Source organism: Rhizobium sp. NZLR1 (assembly GCF_017357385.1).
Classification (GTDB): Bacteria; Pseudomonadota; Alphaproteobacteria; order Rhizobiales; family Rhizobiaceae; genus Rhizobium.
Genome location: NZ_CP071635.1, coordinates 60,998 through 79,130, shown reverse-complemented (window position 1 = coordinate 79,130; position 18,133 = coordinate 60,998). Strand labels below are relative to the sequence as shown.

The window sequence follows — 18,133 nt, the reverse complement described above, 5'->3', positions numbered from 1 at the left end:
GCTCTAACTGCTCGCCAGCTCGCAACGTAGCACTAAGCTCAACCTCCCTTTGCCCTGGCCCCAGAACAGCGCTCTGATGTCCGTTGTCAATGCTTTAGGCGCGAGGAACCGATCGCCCAAACGAACGGCTGTTCATGATGATGATCGCGTATGGGTGGAGGCGGAACTCAAGGACGTCGGTGATCAAGCTCTGATGCGCGGATTGGCTACCGCATTCCCGATAGTGCGTCCGGGGCTGCTCCGATCTTACTGCGGGCGTCGGTCAAATGCCGGCCACAAAGCGTCTGACGGGTGTTCCCCTGCCGTGTTCCGCCCCCGCCCATGCGCGAGGTGCAAGTTCGATGTGGCGATCTATGATCTGATCGCCTGCGCCTCCCTTGCAACAGCCCACATGAAGCCGGTCAACTCACGGGCAATGGCGGTACAAACCACCGTCGTTCGCTTTCCGCGTCCGGTCAACATTCGATAACGAGCCGTCAACCGGGTCTGAGCCTTCCATGCTATCTCCAGCTTCCTCGCGCCGACCTTCGGCGGATGGCGATAAGTCCAGGCGCTCTCGACCAACATGTGTCGAACCCGGCCGTTGCCAGCCTTGGTAATCGCACCTCGTCGAACCGTTTCACCCGTTGATCGCTCGCCAGGTACCAGGCCGAGATAGCCCATCAGTTGGCGCGGGCTTTCAAATCGGCTCACGTCGCCGACCTCCGTGGCAAAGGTGACGGCCACGATCAGATCGACCCCTCTTAGCGTCTGTAGAGCTCGGACGACCGGCGCAAGAGACCAGTTCGGTACGAATTCCTCGATGACCTTCTCCAGTCGTTCGACGCGCTCCTTCGAGACGCGCACCGCCTCGACCATTTCCTGCAAAGCGATCTGATGAGCGGGGTGATCGAACTGTTGCTCCTGCAGCCAGCACAGATATCGCATCGTCCAGCCCTTCATGCGTGGATAGATGCGACCATGCTTGAGCATGAAGGCGCTGATCTGTTGTCGGTGAACCCGCAACGTCTCGACTGCAGCAGCCCGGGCGCGAACGAGGTCTCGCATCGCCTCATGACCCTCATCGGGAACCCACACCGCTGTGAGCTCGCCGGCCCTCAATAGCCGGGCGAGCGCGAGTGCATCTCGACGGTTTGTCTTCACCCTGTCGCCTGGCTTCCTTGGATTCAATGACGAAGCGACAACCATGCATTCATGGCCAAGGGATTGGATCAGCCGATGCAGGCCGTAACCGGTTGGGCCAGCTTCGTAGCAGAAATGTACACGATCAAACTTCGCGGCTATTCGCTGGATAATGCGGCGCATGCTGGCATAGGATGCATCAACCTCGCCGAAATAGCGGACCTCTCCTTCCCGGCCAGATTCGGCAACAGCAATCGCATTCTTCAGCTTGGCGACATCGATTCCGACAAAAGCTTCTCTATAATCTGCCACGGCTCGTCCTCCTGTGATGAGGATCGGCTCGGCCTGTCCGAGCAACCTTCGGAAAACCAGTGTAGGGCGAGCCACCTCAGGCGCGAAGACGGACATACGGCCTTACTTTATAGCCGCGGCCGTCTTTCTGTCCTCTCGTTGATGTGGATCAAGGAGCAATTTGCGGCTTCGTGACAGTCCTGGCGAGAAAGACGGCCGCGACGCGGTCGTCGGCGCATTGAGGACGACATCATGAATTACACAACGGAAACGATGGTGATCGCGGTCGCGGCGTTTCTAGCGCTGCTAGTAGCCGCATTCGCGCGTGATCATCTCTTTGCGGTCCATATGGGCATACTTTGCCTCTGCCTCGTTATGGGGGCTGTGCTGATGGTCAGGAAGGTTGACTTTTCGCCGGCAGGCCAACAGCGCAAAGTCGATAAGTCCGGCTATTTCGACGAGGTGATACGGTATGGCTTGATCGCCACGGTGTTTTGGGGCGTGGTTGGTTTTCTGGTTGGCGTGATCATCGCGCTGCAACTGGCCTTTCCTGACCTCAACATCGCCCCTTATCTCAATTTCGGGAGGCTGCGGCCCGTTCACACGTCGGCGGTCATCTTCGCCTTCGGCGGCAACGCGCTAATCATGACGTCGTTCTACGTGGTGCAACGCACCTGTCGCGCGCGTCTTTTCGGCGGCAACCTGGCTTGGTTCGTATTCTGGGGCTACCAGCTTTTTATCGTGCTGGCTGCGACCGGATACGTTCTTGGAATCACCCAGGCCCGTGAATATGCCGAACCCGAGTGGTACGTCGACCTCTGGCTGACGATCGTTTGGGTCGCCTATCTCGCAGTGTATCTTGGAACGATCCTGAAGCGCAAAGAGCCGCACATCTACGTGGCAAACTGGTTCTATCTTGCCTTCATCGTCACCATCGCCATGCTGCACGTGGTCAACAACCTGGCGGTTCCCGCGTCGTTCCTGGGCTCCAAGAGCTATTCTGTCTTCTCGGGCGTCCAGGACGCGCTGACCCAATGGTGGTACGGCCACAACGCCGTCGGCTTCTTCCTCACCGCCGGCTTCCTGGGCATGATGTACTATTTCGTGCCGAAGCAGGCCAACCGACCCGTCTATTCATACCGGCTTTCGATCATCCACTTCTGGGCGCTGATCTTCATGTACATCTGGGCCGGTCCGCATCATCTGCATTACACGGCGCTGCCCGACTGGGCCCAGACGCTCGGCATGGTTTTCTCGATCATGCTCTGGATGCCCTCCTGGGGCGGCATGATCAACGGTCTCATGACCCTTTCGGGCGCCTGGGACAAAATTCGCACGGATCCGATCATCCGTATGATGATCGTCGCCATCGCCTTTTACGGGATGTCGACCTTCGAAGGCCCGATGATGTCGGTGAAAACCGTCAATTCGCTCAGCCACTATACCGAATGGACGATCGGGCACGTGCATTCCGGCGCTCTCGGCTGGGTGGGAATGATCACCTTCGGTGCGATCTACTATCTGACGCCGAAGCTCTGGGGACGCGAGCGTCTCTACAGCCTGCGGATGGTCAACTGGCACTTCTGGCTCGCAACCCTCGGGATCGTCGTCTACGCCGCCGTGCTTTGGGTTGCCGGCATCCAGCAGGGACTGATGTGGCGCGAGTACAATTCCCAAGGCTTCCTCGTCTATTCCTTCGCAGAGACGGTCGCGGCGATGTTCCCCTACTACGTGCTTCGCGCCGTGGGCGGAACGCTTTACCTGGCGGGTGGTCTCGTCATGGCCTGGAACGTGTTCATGACGATCCGCGGCCATCTGCGCGACGAAGCTGCGATCCCAACCACTTTCGTGCCCCAAGCACAGCCTGCCGAATGAGGTGAGACATGGCATCGATACTAGATAAACATCAGATCCTCGAGAAGAACGCGACGCTTCTTCTCGTTGGCTCGCTGCTCGTCGTGAGCATCGGCGGCATCGTCGAAATCGCACCGCTGTTCTACCTGCAGAACACGATTGAAAAAGTGGAAGGCATGCGGCCGTATACGCCGCTCGAGCTGGCCGGACGAAACATCTACATCCGCGAAGGCTGCTACCTCTGCCACAGCCAGATGATCAGGCCGTTCCGCGACGAGGTCGAACGCTACGGCCATTACTCGCTCGCCGCCGAGTCGATGTACGATCATCCTTTCCAGTGGGGATCCAAGCGAACCGGGCCGGATCTGGCCCGTGTCGGCGCACGCTACTCCAATGAATGGCATGTCCAGCATCTCGCCGATCCACGGGCAGTCGTGCCGGAGTCGATCATGCCGAGTTACGCCTTCCTCAAAGAGCAGAGGGTGACGGTCAAGGACGTAGGAATGGACCTGAAGGCCAACGAGGACGTGGGCGTGCCTTATGACGACGACATGCTGGCGAACGCGGAGGCCGACATGAAGGCCCAAGCCGATCCGAACGCAGATACCACGGCCCTGCTTGCCCGCTATCCGAAGGCGAAGACCGGCGATTTCGACGGCGATCCTGCTGCGCTAACCGAAATGGATGCCTTGGTGTCCTACCTGCAGATGCTCGGAACGTTGGTCGATTTCTCGACCTACGACGATGCGACCGGCTACCGATGAGGTGATCCATGGAAACCTACACTGCAATGAGACACTTCGCCGACAGCTGGGGCCTCCTGGCAATGACGGCATTCTTCGTCGGCGCGGTTGTGTTCACCCTTCGCCCAGGCAGCAAGCAGACGGCGAAAGAGGCCGCCGATATTCCCTTGAAGGATGATTGAGATGTCGGAAAAACACATCGATGAATTTAGCGGCGTCGAAACGACCGGACATGAATGGGACGGCATCCGCGAACTCAACAATCCGATGCCCCGCTGGTGGGTGTGGACCTTCTACGCCACCATTGTCTGGGCGTTGGGCTATGCGATCGCATATCCCGCGATCCCGATGATGACCGACGCCACGAAGGGTATGCTGGGCTTTTCCAGCCGCGCCGAGCTGCGGCAGAACCTGGATCAGGCCAAAGCATCGCAGACGGCGCTTCATGATCTGATCGCCGCCAAGACGGTGGACGAGATCGATTCCGATTCTGCCCTTCGCGAATTCGCGATCGCCGGCGGCGCATCAGCATTCAAGGTGAACTGCGCGCCATGCCATGGCTCGGGAGCAACCGGCGGGCCGGGATTTCCGAACCTCAACGACGACGATTGGCTGTGGGGCGGAGACCTGGATGCCATCCAGGCGACGATCGCACATGGGATTCGCTTCGACGGGGATACGGACACTCATGCTTCCGAGATGCCGCCCTTTACCGATGTTCTGGATCCCCTCCAGACAAGACAGGTCGCGGCTTACGTCTGGGGACTGACCAATACACCGTCGGACCCCGGTCTCGCAGAGGCCGGAAAACAGGTCTTCCTCGATAACTGTGCCGCATGTCACGGCGACGACGCCAAAGGAAAGGCCGACATGGGCGCGCCGGATCTCGCCGATGCGATCTGGCTGAAGGCACGCGGCGAGGATGCGATCATCCGCCAGGTAGCCGCTCCCAAACACGGCGTCATGCCTGCTTGGGCAGGGCGTCTCGGCGACACGACGGTCAAGGAACTGACGATCTTCGTCCATTCGCTCGGCGGCGGAACCTAAGGAGTATGCCATGTCAGATCATGACCACAATCCAATCCTCGGCCTCTACGGCACGCCGCGCGCCGACATCCGATCGCGTATATCGGAGCGCGCTGGGACGATGCCCCCATTATACGATCACGACGATCCGGCAAAGATCGGCAGTTCGATCGTCAGTTTGACCCGCCTCAAAAACCACCAGCAGACAAGCCGTTAACCGCAATTTTGTCGAGGACGTCCCAGCTGTGGTTGTTCCCCGCAGCTCAGGGCCACGCCTCTCCAGAGGCGTGGCGTTTCGCTTCGCGGGAAGGCCCTCGCTCTTGATCTGCATCAAGGACGGATGCGCGGCAGATGGGACAACGGCAGGTGAAATCGGATAGGTCCTATGAACCTCAACACTGCATCACATCCCGAAAACATCAAAAGGCTCAGTGTCAAGCCGGTCAATGCCCGTCGCAATCGACAGCCTCTCTACGCACCTCGAAAGAAGGTTTTTCCCAGGCGTACAGAGGGACGTTTCCGTCGGTTCAAGTGGATCGTGATGCTGATCACCCTCGGCATCTACTATCTCGCGCCATGGATTCGCTGGGATCGCGGTCCTTACGCGCCTGACCAGGCAATCCTCATCGACCTGTCTTCACGGCGCTTTTTCTTTTTCTTCATCGAAATCTGGCCCCAGGAATTTTATTATGTGGCGGGTCTCCTCGTCATGGCGGGGTTCGGCCTGTTTCTCGTCACTTCCGCGGTTGGCCGCGCATGGTGCGGTTACGCTTGTCCGCAGACCGTCTGGGTTGATCTCTTTCTCGTCGTCGAACGTGCGATCGAAGGCGATCGAAACGCGCGAATGAAGCTTGACGCTGGTCCCATGAGCGTTGCCAAGCTCAGGAAGCGTGTGGTCAAACATTCGACCTGGCTGTTGATCGGCGTCGTCACGGGTGGAGCGTGGATCTTTTATTTTGCCGACGCGCCGAGCCTGCTTGTTTCCCTGTTCACCGGCCGCGCGCCTGCAGCCGCCTACACCACCGTCGCCATCCTTACTGCAACGACCTATGTGCTCGGCGGTCTGATGCGAGAGCAGGTGTGCACCTACATGTGCCCGTGGCCACGTATCCAGGGTGCGATGCTCGACGAAAATTCTCTCGTCGTCACCTACAATGACTGGCGGGGCGAGCAGCGGTCGCGTTACCCGAAGAAAGCTCGAGCCAAGGGCCTGCTTGTCGGGGATTGCGTCGATTGCAATGCCTGCGTGGCGGTGTGTCCGATGGGGATCGATATTCGCGACGGGCAGCGGATGGAGTGCATCACATGCGCGCTCTGCATCGACGCCTGCGACGGCGTCATGGACAAGCGCGGGAAGCCTCGCGGCCTGATCGCCTACGCCACGCTGAGCGAATATTCGAGCAACATGTCGCTTGCCACGGACGAAGGACGAACGGCCGTCCAGCCGTCCAGGGTTCGAAACGATAATGGAACTTTCGTTCCGGCGATCCGGTACTTCAACTGGCGTATCATCTTTCGTCCGAGAACCGTCTTTTACGCAGTCGCCTGGGCGTCGGTCGGCATGGCCATGCTCGTCCATCTCGCCTTTCGGGAGCGCCTTGAACTCAACGTCGTTCACGACCGAAACCCCCAATATGTTCTGGAAAGCGACGGCTCTCTACGGAATGGCTACACGCTTCGTGTCCTGAACATGGTGCCGACGCCGAGGGATGTGAACATAAGCCTGGTCGGGCTGGAGGGGGCGACGATGCGCATTCCTGAGTTCGGCAAGGAAGACGCTCGCAGCTTTACAGTCCATGCCGAACCCGACGCGGCCACGACGCTCAAGGTCTTCGTTACGCGCAAGCCTACGGGAGCCGCGACCAATGAATTTCTGTTCGTTATCGAAGATACCGATCATGCCGATCGCGCAACCTACCGCGCGGCGTTCAATGCACCGGGAGACATCAAATGAAGACCTCCGCTCAAGGTTTTACAGGCCTGCACATGCTGCTTGCGACCTCGGCATTCTTTTGCGTGGTGATCGCGGTAAACGTCACCATGGCCTTCTATGCCTCTTCCAGCTGGAGCGGTCTGGTCGTGGAAAACACCTATGTCGCCAGTCAGGAGTTCAACCGCAAAGCGGCGGCGATGAAGGCAATGGCCACTTCCGGCATTGAGGGCACCCTTTCCATAAAGGGGCACGAGATCCGCTACGACATTCACGACAAGAGCGGATCGCCTGCGATCGTCGACGACGTCGTTCTGAATTTCAAACGGCCCGTCGGAGACCACGAGGACTTCCACCTTACGCTCAGGAGGACAGCCGCGGGGCGGTTCGAAGCGGAGCATGATCTAGCCGAAGGTGACTGGATCGTCGAGGCCATCTCGCGAAACGGCGGCGTGGTCGTCATGCATGAGGCAAAACGCCTCGATACTGCGGAGTTAGGCCAATGACCTGCTGTACCATGGACGCAGAAAGCGTGCTTGCCCTCAGCACGACATCATCCAGTGCCGAAGAGGTTCGCCTTTCCAGCCAGCCGCTCGGCGAGGGATTGCGTCAGCTGGACCTGAGTGTTCCCGACGTTCACTGCGGCGGCTGCATTTCGACCATCGAAAGGGCGTTGTTGACGCTTCCCTTCGTCAAGACAGCGCGAGTCAATCTCACGGCTCGAAGGGTGACCTGCGTTTACCAGGAGGAGATCGAGACGCGTGCAACCGATCCTTCCAAGATCCTCGCAGCGATCAACTCGGCCGGATACCGCGCGCATCTCTTCACGCCCTCAGCTCCCGAGAACGACAAGACCAGAAATCAGCTTCTCCTCGCGATCGGCGTTTCCGGTTTTGCGGCCGCCAACATCATGTTGCTCTCGGTATCGGTCTGGTCGGGCGCAGATGCCGCGACGCGCGACATGTTTCATTGGATCTCGGCGATGATTGCAGCGCCCGCGCTGGTTTATGCGGGGCGCTTCTTCTTCAAATCGGCCTGGAATGCGATGCGGCACGGGCGCACCAACATGGACGTTCCGATCTCGCTCGCCGTGACGCTCTCCTATGCCGTTTCATTGTGGGAGACCGTCCATCACGGCGAGCATGCATGGTTCGACGCTTCGGTCTCGCTGCTCTTCTTCCTGCTGATCGGCAGAACTCTCGATCATGTCATGCGGGAAAAGGCTCGGGCGGCGATCAACGGAGTCGCAAGACTGGCCCCGCGCGGAGCATTGCTGATCAATCCGGACGGGTCGCGACATTACATTGCGGTAGAAGAGATCGCGGCGGGGGATGAAATCTCGATAGCCGCAGGCGAACGGGTTCCCGTCGATGGCATAGTCGTCAGCGGAGAAAGCGACGTGGATCTCTCCATCGTCACCGGCGAAAGTAGCCCCGTCGCCGTTGCCATCAACAGCGAAGTGAGTTCCGGGGCAATGAATCTGACCGGCTCGCTGGTGTTGCGGGCAACGAGAATTGCCAAGAATTCGCTTCTCTCCGAGATCATCGGCCTGATGGAAGCCGCTGAGGGCGGAAGGGCTCGCTATCGCAGGATCGCCGATCGCGCTGCCGCACTCTATTCCCCGATCGTGCATCTGCTGGCACTGGTCTCTTTCCTTGCCTGGGGCATCCTGGGCGGAGACTGGAAACAGGCCATGCTGGTCGCCGTAGCGGTGCTGATCATCACCTGCCCGTGTGCATTGGGTCTTGCCGTGCCCGTGGTCCAGGTTGTCGCTGCGGGGGAGCTTTTCCGGAAGGGCATCATGGTGAAGGACGGTTCAGCACTCGAAAGACTGGCCGAGGCCGACACCGTGGCCTTTGACAAAACAGGCACCTTGACGATGGGCAGTCCGCGGCTTGCCGGAGTGGACACCATGGACGAGAGCGCCACTGCAATCGCCTGCGGATTGGCCGAGCATTCACGGCATCCTCTTTCTCAGGCTCTGGTGCGGGACGCCGAAACCGCCCCCATATCCTTCGACAGCGTCACGGAAATCCCCGGTGGCGGACTGAAGGCCAGGAACGGAGCGGATATCTATCGATTGGGCAACACAGCGTTTGCCGGCGGAACCAGCTTCGTACCCCGGACTGCCGATGGTCCGTACTCGGAAGTGGTCTTGTCGAAGAATGGCGTCGATCTCGCCCGCTTCTTCTTCGACGACACGCTTCGTTCGGGTGCGTGCGAGGCCATCGATCGGCTCGGTGCAGCCGGTCTTGAAACGCTGATCGTGTCGGGCGACAGGCAGGCCGTCGTCGACAATACGGCGCATGCCCTGGGTATCGACAGGGCTTTGGGCTCTCTGACGCCGAAACAGAAGGTCGAGGAATGCCAGAGGCTGAATGGCGAAGGTCGTCGCGTACTGATGGTTGGCGACGGGATCAACGACGCCCCGGCGCTTGCTGCCGCGCATGTCTCGATGGCGCCCGCCACGGCCTCCGATATCGGCAGACAGGCGGCCGACCTCGTCTTCTTCAACGATCGCCTTGACGCTGTTCCGGAAGCGATCGCCGTTGCGCGACGATCCGCCAGCCTCATCCGGCAGAACTTCGCTCTCGCCATTGGTTACAACGTTCTGGCGGTGCCGATCGCCATCGCCGGATTGGCGACGCCGCTGATAGCGGCGGTGGCAATGTCGACATCTTCGATCATCGTCGTGACCAACGCACTGCGGCTGAACGCCCTCAGCAAGCGTCCGGATATGCACACTCGAGGAGGGATCGGCAGGAGTGCGGAGGTCGAAGCCGCATGAACATGCTGATCTATCTCATACCGATCGCGCTGCTGATGGGAGGAATGGGACTCCTGGCATTCCTTTGGTCGCTGAAGAGCGGCCAGTATGACGACCTTCAAGGCGCCGCCTGGCGAATCCTCGCCGAGGACGAAACCGATCAACGAAAACCCTAACCACACACTGGGTCCAAACACGAAAGGAATATGGACAGTCGCGACAATCTGCACCGTCGTTTGTCGGCTTCGCGACAAATGCCCTTTCGTAACCAAGTTCACTGTTCGCCATAAATCACTGAAACTTAAGCATATTCTTTTTTGGAATCCAGTCGATGGTTTGGCACGTTTGTTGAAGGCTATTGCGCGCCGAGGCGCCAAAGTTGCCCCAAGTGGTTCATGATGCCAAGCGTGCCAATTTCACGTTAAGGCATCGATCTCCGTGCTCTGAGGTCATGATCAGGCATGGACCCGAGAATTAAGTGGAACTTTATCATGAAACCTTCCGCCAATCATTTCCTGCGCCAGACCCAGTCCCTAGTGATGTCACCGCAACAGATGCAATCCATCCAGTTGCTGCAAATGAATCATTTCGAACTCAGCCAGTTTATCGCTCAAGAAGTGGAACAGAATCCGCTGCTCGAATTTCAGGACGACGACGAGGCGGGTGGCGATTGCTGCGAAACCGAAGATGGAGAGTATGCTCATCAGCCGGATGCCGGTGGGGACGATGGTTATGACAACCGCGCCGAGGCGCCCTCCAGCGACTGGTACGACAATGGCGGCAGCGCCAGCACCAGCCGGCTGAACGACGAGCTCGACGCCAACTACACCGATGTCTTTCCTGACGACGCGGCCCCGCAGCGCCTCGACGCGCCGGAGCTCGTCAGCCAGTGGAAGTCGATGCCGGGCAGCGGCGAGGGCGCCGACTACGATATCGACGATTTCGGCGCCGGCCAGGTATCGCTGCGCGATCATCTCGCCCAGCAGATCCCCTTCGCCCTGCCTGACATGGCCGACCGGCTGATCGCGCAGAATTTCGTCGACCAGCTCAACGACTGCGGTTATCTGCAGGCCGATATCGTCGAGGCGGGCGAGAGGCTGGGCACGAGCCTCGCACAGGCCGAGCGCGTGCTCGCCACCCTCCAGAGCCTTGATCCGCCGGGTGTTTTCGCCCGTAGCCTGGCCGAATGTCTGGCGATCCAGCTCAGACAGAAGGACCGGTACGACCCGGCCATGCAGGCTCTGGTCGAAAATCTCGAACTGCTGGCCCGGCGCGACTTTGCCACGCTGAAGCGGCTCTGCGGCGTCGACGAGGAAGATCTTCTCGACATGCTCGGCGAGATCCGTCAGCTCAATCCCAAGCCCGGCAGCGATTTCGAGGCAGCTGTTTCCGAAGCGATCATACCCGATGTGGTCGTCAGAGCCTCCTCGGATGGCGGCTGGCTGGTCGAGCTCAATCCGGATACGCTGCCGCGCCCGCTGGTCAACAAGTCCTATTCTTCCCTGGTGAAAAAGAACGACGAAGCTCGGGCCTTCCTTGCCGGTTACCAGGAGAAGGTCAGTTGGCTGATGCGCAGCCTCGACCAGCGGGCAAAAACCATCATGAAGGTGGCAAGCGAAATCGTCCGCCAGCAGGCCGCCTTCTTGTTGCACGGCGTCGATCACCTGCGGCCGCTGAACCAGAAGACGGTCGCCGAGGCGATCGAGATGGTTGAATCCACCGTCAGCCGCGTCACGTCGAACAAATATATGCTGACGCCGCGCGGCCTCTTCGAACTCAAATATTTCTTCACCGTCCCGATCAAAGCCGTCGCGGGCGCCGAAAGCCATTCGGCCGAGGCCGTGCGTCACAAGATCCGTGAACTGACCCTGCAGGAGAGCCCGGAGGCGATACTTTCCGACGACGATATCGTCGACATGCTGAAGAAGGGCGGCGTCGATCTCGCCCGCCGCACGGTTGCGAAATACCGGCAAGAGATGAACATCGCCTCTTCGGTCCAGCGCCGCCGCGAGAAGCGGGCACTCGCCAAGGTCGCGGGCTTCTGAGGCTATCATGCTTGGACCTGAACTGAAAAATCCTGCCCCAAGCGGCGCGACTCTATGAAAGCTAGCCCTTGGGTGAGTTTGGATCACGCCCGCGGTGCTTGCGCTGGCCAAGTCTGACATTTCTATTTTGGGCGCGGCTCCTGTTTCTGGGTCGTAGGCGGTCAAGGAATGTTTTGTGCCGAAATGTGCCCGGCACCACATCTGCCGGCAACGCGCTCATCTTCGCAACCGCAATCGGGGTTAGATCGTACCCTGGGCTCGAGCTGGATCAAGAAGTGCGGCGGCTATGACAGCATCTGCGACAGCAAACTCAATTCTCAGATATCCCAGCGCAGAAACAGAAATCGCGGCGCCCCATTATACAACGGAGACGTACAATTTTTCGACAAGCGAGAGCCTGCCCTTTGCGCCATGCCGCGACATCTGCACGATTGTCCGGTACGCAATCTTCGGGAATAATCGTGCCCCTGGGACAAGATTGGGATCTGCCGTGTAGACGCTCTTAACATCTGAATATATCTGGCAGGCTTGCTCTTCCCGCATAGCTGCGGTCACGACTGCTGTCAGATCTGAGCTGTTTCTGCCGAGAAACGTTAGTCTGCCCGACTGATCAATTGTCTGACCACCCGCGGCAATGACAATGTCATGCTCCTGAAGTGCAGCCCTGATTGGCTGAGGATCCACGCTTTTTACTGACGCTCGGCCGAAGTCTGAATTAGTGGGTATCCCGAGGACATAGCCGTTCAAAGACGTTACGGGAATCCCAAGGCAGCTGACTGCAGCATCCAACAGGCAGGCACTTAGCCCGGAAAACTCATGGTAGGTTGGCGGAAGTATTACAAGCCGTTGAAATAACATAGGATTTTGTTGCTAAAGCCGATCCGAATCATTTCCCGGAGACCACACCCACCATGAATGATCTTATACCAGCGTGAGCGGTCTGTGACTCTTTTTGAGGTTTCCAAATCAGTTGAGTTCTGAATCAATACCGCAAACGGAGGTTTGCGGATGACATCAGGAATTCCACTGCGCGATGACTTCGACGGCTTCGCTCTTCGGGCGTTGGCCAAAGGTACGAAGGATGCGGCACAGGCTCGGCGGCTTCTTGCCCTTGCCGAAATCTATGATGGCCATTCCCGCAGCGATGCGGCCAGGATCGGAGGCGTGACCCTGCAAATTGTCCGCGACTGGGTTATTCGCTTCAATGCGCGTGGCCCGTCAGGGCTCATCAATGGCAAAGCACCCGGCAATCAAGGAAAGCTTTCCGACGTGCATCGCCAGGCTTTGGCAAAGATCGTCGAAAGTGGCCCGATACCGGCGGTGCATGGCGTTGTGCGCTGGCGGCGCAAGGATCTTGTTCAATGGCTGTTCCAAGAATATCGGATATCCGTCGATGAAACGACCATTGGCCGCGAATTGAAGGCGCTCGGCTTTGCAAAGCTGTCTGCCCGCCCGCGCCATTACGCCCAGAACGAAGGCGACCTGGAGAGTTTTAAAAAAAGTTCCCCGCCACACTGGCAGCAATCAAAGGCAGGCTCCCGAAGAACGTCGAGATTGAGCTCTGGTGGGCCGACGAAGCTCGGATAGGCCAAAAGAACAAGATCACCCGGCGATGGGCACGCAAGGGAACAAGGCCTTTGGCACCACACGATCAACGCACGATCAACGCACGATGTGGACCTATATCTTCGGCGCTATCTGCCCCAAGAAGGGCAAAGGTGCGGGTCTCGTTCTTCCCTACTGCGACACCAGCGCCATGAACCAGCATTTGCTCGAAATCAGCCAGGCCGTCGATGACGGCGCTCATGCCGTGCTGATCGTTGATCAGGCGGGGTGGCATGTCACGCCGAAGCTCGACGTGCCCGACAACATCACACTGCTCTTCCTGCCGCCAAGCTCGCCCGAATTAAATCCCGTCGAGAACGTGTGGCAATTTCTGCGTGACAACTGGTTGTCCAACCGGATCTTCAAAGATTACGAGGACATCGTCGCCCATTGCTGCGACGCATGGAACAAGCTGGTCGCTCAGCCTTGGAAGATCATGTCGATTGGAATGCGTGACTGGGCGCACCGGTTTTGATTAGCGCTCGTTGGTATTACCCTGCCGCTGAGCGGTTTTTCATCAGTGGGCGGCAAGTCCGTCGTCGCCCGTTTCGACGGCGGCATGTTGTCAATGCGCATTGTTCGATCGATAAGTCTTGCCGGCGTCAAAATCCCTACCCAGGCGACGGCGGCAGCTTCCATTGGATTGTACGCGACGCAGAAACGGATCTGTATTTCCATCAATCCAGCCGTGTGACTCCATCCAACTTTCGGGGCGCGGACTAATTGGTCTTGATGGCTCCGAACCGACACTCCTAATGCTGATTAGCCGGAACTCGAGTATGGGCGCAGTGCCTTCAATTTGTTGCCCGACGAGGCGCCAAGTTCGTTTTTGGCCAAGCTTAGGGAACGGCGTTTGACACGATGCTCATACCCAAGGTCCGGAGAATGGGTTTATGACAGCTTCAGCGTTCGAACCGCTCCAGCATCCTCTTCAATTGTGCATTTTGCATTTGAAGCTTGCGCGCCAACTGGTCCCGCAGAAGCCTGATTTCTTCGTCGAGATTGATTGCATCGTCAAAAGCGGTGAGAGCGCTTGGAGCAGGTGGGATAACGCCTGCAATCGTTTTCGCTTTCATGCCCCGCATGCCGCGCTTTCGCGTTTGACCTTCGCCAACTCGAAAGGCTTTTGGTGCGGCATGCGCGTCTGTATCGGCCTCGTCGGTCAAAACCGGGTCCGACGCTTCCATAGGCCTCGCGCTTTCGACATCTGTCGTGTCATCAACAACGCTTGCCGTTTCCTCGGAATGATCCGGGTCCGCCGGAACCGCCGCGGAATGACCGTGAAGAACTGGCTTTTCGTCCGCCGGACGGTCTGCGCCGTCCAACTCGTTGTTGTCTGCTGTTTCAGTTGGCTCGGCGATGGCTGATGCGTCCGGCTTCACGTCATCGGTCGAGCCGTGTTCTTGCCTCTGCTGCCGTCGCGCGGACACCAGCCGGGCAAGAAGTTTCCAAGGAGACGCCATTTTATTCGACCTCGAATTCTACCCCGGTATGCATACCGCGAGCAAAAGCGTTGGCGGCAGAACGAACCGCCGCCAAAAAGTACACTTCAATAAGCATGAGAATGCGGCCAGCACTTGGCCGTCTGCAGCCAATCAACCGAGGTTGAGTCGCTTTCGCAGATCGGCATTTTCAGCACGGAGCTTCTCCGCCAGCAGCTTGCGCAGCCTCTGGTTTTCCTCTTCGAGCTGCAGAAGATCCGCGATCTCATCAACTGCCGCCACCGGCGGTGCAGCCGCTATTTGCATAGCCTTCGGAGCGCGTTTGACGGGCGCACGCTTGGCACTCACCGTACCTTCGTCAGCCTTTGGCCTGCGGCCTCTCTTCTGCTTGCCAGCTGCGGCACCCGAAGCAACTGCCGGCTCCGCCGAAACGGCGGCTGAGGCCGTTGCAGGCACCGCCTTGTTGGCGCGAGGTTTGCGCACCTTCTTCGGTACATCGGGCGCCGCGGCGACCGGCGTGTCAGCATTGGTCATCGTATCGTTTTCGTCGGCCATTATGGTCTCCTGTAAAGCCGCTGCCTTTGTCTCCTGCCCGATCGGCAGTGTCAACATCGGCCCGGTCTGCTCTCCGGGTAAAAGCATCTCGCTGCTGCTAGCCCGAGGCGCTGCCGAAAGAAATGGCATTGCCTCGTCTTGCAGATCTTGCGCGACGGACTTGAGATCCGTGTCTCCCCAAATCGAATTCGGTTTAGAATTGAGTTTTCGCCGACCTGATTTGTACTCGACGGCAAAGCTGCGCTGCACTTTTTTCACTTTAAGAAGCCTCGGGTGTCTGTGGTAATTTTTCAGCGACGTCTTCAGTATCGCAACAAGCCTTTCAGATAACGACTGCAGTCCATTCGGTCTATCCTTTTTAAGTATTCGGCTCAAACGCGGCTCCAGTCGCAGAGAACCACTTACGGACGCAACTGTGACAAAACGATAGAATCGCAGCCGTCGGGATATAGTTCCGTTGACACCGCTTCATTGTGACTGATTCTTGTTGACTACATCGCGTTCTGAGCGGAGGAAATCGATGCGGGAGTCCGGGCCACCCCGGCAGCATCTTGATCGTTTGTCCGTTTATCGAGAGGCGCACCGCCGAGCGCTGACTTTCGGTGCGACCGCCCGCGGATTGTCGGTGCCAGTGTCGCATTATCGCGGCATTCGGCCACAATGTTCACTTAATACCGCGCAATATTTAAAGCAATTCGGTAACCTCGGTAAGACCGATGCAGGCCGCGAGGAACCCGGCAAACACCCCGGCCTTCTGGCAAACATTGATAGGTCCTACCCATCGGCAAACCATCTGCAAATGTCCTACACTGCCGACTTTATCTCTGAACTCACCCGGGCGGCCAACGAGGTCGACAAACTGAGCACTGACGAATACCGCCGCCTAGTCGAACGCGCGGTAAGAATGGTGCGGGAGATGCGCCTGGAAACCGGCACTCGCCCCAGCCGCGGAAATTATGTTGCGATGGGGGACCTTGAGATCGCGGCGTTGATGACAGAGGCTGCTGCGAATAACGATGAAGTCGAGGGTGTTCTGCTCAACCTCGCCGGCATGATCCGAGCGCTGAAGATCATGGTGGATGGGAAGATTGACGTGCGGAAGGGCGATTAAGCGAGTTGGTGTTGGGATGCCCAAACTCCCGCTTTGTAGAGAACCTGAGTAGATATCATTGCTCCGCGTGACCTGGATCAGTTGGCATCCGCAAATTTGATCGTACATCTCTACATTAACCGTATTCCAACGATCGTGGAGTGCCCTAACTCGGCCGACTCCATTGTCATGCTCCCTTTAAAAACTCGATGTGTTGCCCACGTCAGGCGATTGCGAACGGTTTTCGCCAAAACAATGATAGCCCGTATCGACGATCTTCGCAGCTTCTCGGTTGATCGCGATGGAGCCTCGGCGAGGAACGCCCAGGTCTGCTCGAGCTGCCGCTTGCCAGCGAAGTTAGTAAAGCTTCGCCGGCTATGTGCGGGTAATACTGTTCGTCAACATTTGCGCATCGCCCGCGCGGACTCGCGTTGCAGCGTTTCCAGCAGATGCAATGCTCGATCAGCTAGGCCCGCCGGAACAAAGATGTGGTCGTGGTGATATGCTGCCACCATGTTGCACGGTATGCCAGCTTCTGCGAGACAGGCAGCAACCCCCGCCGTAAGGCCGACGCCATCGAGCGCAGAATTCACATTGAGGGTGATCTGGCGCATCGCAAGTGAAGTTTCGAACCCCGCTTCGTGCGCCTCTCCTTTCTCAAGGATGACTGTCAAACCTTCTCTTTCGTGAAATGTCCCAATCGGATTCAGATTGTGGACTTTGCTCCCTTCATTGGGTAACGAGCAGAACACATACTCGCCGTCTTCGAGCGAGGGCGTCATATTCGACAGCATTTCGAACTTGTCTCGCGACACAATAGTCATTTTAGCGGTCTCCTTTGCCTATCATCATGATGTCTTGGGTGTTCATTGTCTAAGACGGGAATTGGGCGCGAACAAATGAGATTTCCTTAATTGGCATAAGGCAGATTGACGACGTTAGATCGATTTCAACTTGAGGCACTCGTCGCACTCCTTCGCAGCGCAAGCTTTGAGCGGGCGGCCAAAATACTTCGGATTACGCCTTCGGCGGTCCCGCAACAGATTAGAGCGCCTGAGGAAAAGGCTGGCGGTCTTGATCGTCCGCGGTCATCCGTGCCGGCCTACCCAAATTGGAGAGAGGATATCCCGTCACGCCGCACGACACTCACACGACAACGCTGACTCCTTCTGAGAGGCCGTCCTCTCCATGCCCTAAGTAATAGCATGTCACCTCGTCTCCGGAGACCATGATTTCTTGCTCGAGGTAGTGATTCCCGACATGGCTACGTATGAAGCAACGGTTCTGCGCGTTACTCGCTCTAAATCCAACGGTCCGTTACCTCTCGACAGAGCCGGCATCCCTTAGCGTCGCGGCAACAGGGTGGCTCCTGCGTCGGGGTCGGAGTAAAAATCACTCATGCGACAATGTTAGGCCGTAAGCCGTCGTCAGGGCCGCAGACTATGCCGCCTAAGAGTTCAATTCAGTCGATTACCAGTTCGACCGAAGCAGTTGATCAGCTTTCTGACGGACACATCGGCAACGCAGGCAAGAAGGTGGGCAAGCCAGGCTTGGACTTTGACGCCGTTTAGATTGGCGATCGTCACGTTGACAGGATGCTCCAAAAAACTGCGCCGCCGATACAACGAGGGGCGCGTTTGCCTAGGGGCCGGGGCGTTTTGTC

The 18,133-nt window shown here is 58.2% G+C and carries 17 protein-coding genes and 2 pseudogenes; 14 read left to right on the top strand and 5 right to left on the bottom strand.

The window, feature by feature from the left end:
- Positions 1–351: 351 nt before the first annotated feature.
- On the bottom strand, positions 352–1,530 hold the full coding sequence (locus J3O30_RS29370) for an IS110 family transposase (protein WP_246762897.1): 1,179 nt from the start codon (positions 1,528–1,530) through the stop codon (positions 352–354).
- 135 nt (positions 1,531–1,665) lie between these two features.
- On the opposite strand from J3O30_RS29370, the gene ccoN reads away from it, so the two are divergent.
- From ccoN to rpoN, 10 genes are all read left to right on the top strand, one after another.
- Entirely contained in the window at positions 1,666–3,288 is a 1,623-nt protein-coding gene (ccoN, locus tag J3O30_RS29365) for a cytochrome-c oxidase, cbb3-type subunit I (protein ID WP_077987967.1), read from the top strand.
- Positions 3,289–3,296: 8 nt separating this feature from the next.
- Positions 3,297–4,031, top strand: coding sequence for a cytochrome-c oxidase, cbb3-type subunit II (gene ccoO, locus J3O30_RS29360; protein WP_027681630.1), 735 nt, complete (start codon positions 3,297–3,299; stop codon positions 4,029–4,031).
- Positions 4,032–4,039: 8 nt separating this feature from the next.
- On the top strand, positions 4,040–4,192 hold the full coding sequence (locus J3O30_RS29355) for a cbb3-type cytochrome c oxidase subunit 3 (protein WP_010067378.1): 153 nt from the start codon (positions 4,040–4,042) through the stop codon (positions 4,190–4,192).
- Position 4,193: 1 nt separating this feature from the next.
- Positions 4,194–5,057 (top strand): cytochrome-c oxidase, cbb3-type subunit III, encoded by an 864-nt coding sequence (ccoP, locus tag J3O30_RS29350; protein WP_094231132.1) that lies wholly within the window; start codon positions 4,194–4,196, stop codon positions 5,055–5,057.
- A 10-nt stretch (positions 5,058–5,067) separates the two neighbouring features.
- Entirely contained in the window at positions 5,068–5,253 is a 186-nt protein-coding gene (locus J3O30_RS29345; protein WP_028734518.1) for a hypothetical protein, read from the top strand.
- 168 nt (positions 5,254–5,421) lie between these two features.
- Positions 5,422–6,990, top strand: a complete 1,569-nt coding sequence (gene ccoG / locus J3O30_RS29340; protein WP_077987969.1) for a cytochrome c oxidase accessory protein CcoG — start codon at positions 5,422–5,424, stop codon at positions 6,988–6,990.
- Entirely contained in the window at positions 6,987–7,472 is a 486-nt protein-coding gene (locus tag J3O30_RS29335; RefSeq protein ID WP_207585698.1) for a FixH family protein, read from the top strand. Before ccoG ends, J3O30_RS29335 begins: the two co-directional genes overlap by 4 nt.
- Positions 7,469–9,754 (top strand): cation-translocating P-type ATPase, encoded by a 2,286-nt coding sequence (locus tag J3O30_RS29330; RefSeq protein WP_131624607.1) that lies wholly within the window; start codon positions 7,469–7,471, stop codon positions 9,752–9,754. Before J3O30_RS29335 ends, J3O30_RS29330 begins: the two co-directional genes overlap by 4 nt.
- Entirely contained in the window at positions 9,751–9,909 is a 159-nt protein-coding gene (gene ccoS, locus J3O30_RS29325; protein ID WP_027681636.1) for a cbb3-type cytochrome oxidase assembly protein CcoS, read from the top strand. The genes J3O30_RS29330 and ccoS overlap by 4 nt, the downstream gene beginning before the upstream one ends.
- 315 nt (positions 9,910–10,224) lie before the next feature.
- Positions 10,225–11,778 carry an RNA polymerase factor sigma-54 gene (gene rpoN / locus J3O30_RS29320; RefSeq protein WP_131624609.1) on the top strand — a complete coding sequence of 518 codons (1,554 nt, stop codon included), beginning with the start codon at positions 10,225–10,227 and terminating at the stop codon, positions 11,776–11,778.
- A 402-nt stretch (positions 11,779–12,180) separates the two neighbouring features.
- Here the strand turns inward: rpoN and J3O30_RS29315 are convergent.
- A pseudogene (locus J3O30_RS29315) lies at positions 12,181–12,582 on the bottom strand (uridylate kinase); the annotation flags it as partial.
- A gap of 204 nt (positions 12,583–12,786) precedes the next feature.
- Between J3O30_RS29315 and J3O30_RS29310 the strand changes: the two are divergent.
- Positions 12,787–13,858, top strand: a pseudogene (locus J3O30_RS29310) (IS630 family transposase).
- Positions 13,859–14,285: 427 nt separating this feature from the next.
- On the opposite strand, the gene J3O30_RS29305 reads toward J3O30_RS29310, so the two are convergent.
- Both J3O30_RS29305 and J3O30_RS29300 read right to left on the bottom strand, forming a co-directional pair.
- Positions 14,286–14,846, bottom strand: a complete 561-nt coding sequence (locus J3O30_RS29305; RefSeq protein ID WP_077987973.1) for a hypothetical protein — start codon at positions 14,844–14,846, stop codon at positions 14,286–14,288.
- A gap of 132 nt (positions 14,847–14,978) precedes the next feature.
- A complete protein-coding gene (locus J3O30_RS29300; RefSeq protein ID WP_077987974.1) occupies positions 14,979–15,638 on the bottom strand; it encodes a transcriptional regulator in 660 nt (219 codons plus the stop codon).
- A 262-nt stretch (positions 15,639–15,900) separates the two neighbouring features.
- On the opposite strand from J3O30_RS29300, the gene J3O30_RS33475 reads away from it, so the two are divergent.
- Positions 15,901–16,491 (top strand): hypothetical protein, encoded by a 591-nt coding sequence (locus J3O30_RS33475; protein ID WP_245315056.1) that lies wholly within the window; start codon positions 15,901–15,903, stop codon positions 16,489–16,491.
- A gap of 377 nt (positions 16,492–16,868) precedes the next feature.
- On the opposite strand, the gene J3O30_RS29290 is transcribed toward J3O30_RS33475, so the two are convergent.
- A complete protein-coding gene (locus J3O30_RS29290) occupies positions 16,869–17,294 on the bottom strand; it encodes an ACT domain-containing protein (RefSeq protein WP_077987976.1) in 426 nt (141 codons plus the stop codon).
- A 105-nt stretch (positions 17,295–17,399) separates the two neighbouring features.
- Here J3O30_RS29290 and J3O30_RS29285 point away from each other — a divergent pair, with 105 nt between their 5' ends.
- A complete protein-coding gene (locus tag J3O30_RS29285) occupies positions 17,400–17,633 on the top strand; it encodes a LysR family transcriptional regulator (RefSeq protein ID WP_077987977.1) in 234 nt (77 codons plus the stop codon).
- 37 nt (positions 17,634–17,670) lie between these two features.
- A complete protein-coding gene (locus tag J3O30_RS29280) occupies positions 17,671–17,817 on the top strand; it encodes an Lrp/AsnC ligand binding domain-containing protein (RefSeq protein WP_281438275.1) in 147 nt (48 codons plus the stop codon).
- Positions 17,818–18,133 lie beyond the last annotated feature (316 nt).

What these genes read in the sequence shown, in the direction of transcription:
- J3O30_RS29370 (WP_246762897.1), bottom strand. Translation starts at nt 1,530, where the DNA reads ATGTCCGTCTTCGCGCCTGAGGTGGCTCGCCCTACACTGGTTTTCCGA.
- ccoN (WP_077987967.1), top strand. Translation starts at nt 1,666, where the DNA reads ATGAATTACACAACGGAAACGATGGTGATCGCGGTCGCGGCGTTTCTA.
- ccoO (WP_027681630.1), top strand. Translation starts at nt 3,297, where the DNA reads ATGGCATCGATACTAGATAAACATCAGATCCTCGAGAAGAACGCGACG.
- J3O30_RS29355 (WP_010067378.1), top strand. Translation starts at nt 4,040, where the DNA reads ATGGAAACCTACACTGCAATGAGACACTTCGCCGACAGCTGGGGCCTC.
- ccoP (WP_094231132.1), top strand. Translation starts at nt 4,194, where the DNA reads ATGTCGGAAAAACACATCGATGAATTTAGCGGCGTCGAAACGACCGGA.
- J3O30_RS29345 (WP_028734518.1), top strand. Translation starts at nt 5,068, where the DNA reads ATGTCAGATCATGACCACAATCCAATCCTCGGCCTCTACGGCACGCCG.
- ccoG (WP_077987969.1), top strand. Translation starts at nt 5,422, where the DNA reads ATGAACCTCAACACTGCATCACATCCCGAAAACATCAAAAGGCTCAGT.
- J3O30_RS29335 (WP_207585698.1), top strand. Translation starts at nt 6,987, where the DNA reads ATGAAGACCTCCGCTCAAGGTTTTACAGGCCTGCACATGCTGCTTGCG.
- J3O30_RS29330 (WP_131624607.1), top strand. Translation starts at nt 7,469, where the DNA reads ATGACCTGCTGTACCATGGACGCAGAAAGCGTGCTTGCCCTCAGCACG.
- ccoS (WP_027681636.1), top strand. Translation starts at nt 9,751, where the DNA reads ATGAACATGCTGATCTATCTCATACCGATCGCGCTGCTGATGGGAGGA.
- rpoN (WP_131624609.1), top strand. Translation starts at nt 10,225, where the DNA reads ATGAAACCTTCCGCCAATCATTTCCTGCGCCAGACCCAGTCCCTAGTG.
- J3O30_RS29305 (WP_077987973.1), bottom strand. Translation starts at nt 14,846, where the DNA reads ATGGCGTCTCCTTGGAAACTTCTTGCCCGGCTGGTGTCCGCGCGACGG.
- J3O30_RS33475 (WP_245315056.1), top strand. Translation starts at nt 15,901, where the DNA reads ATGCGGGAGTCCGGGCCACCCCGGCAGCATCTTGATCGTTTGTCCGTT.
- J3O30_RS29290 (WP_077987976.1), bottom strand. Translation starts at nt 17,294, where the DNA reads ATGACTATTGTGTCGCGAGACAAGTTCGAAATGCTGTCGAATATGACG.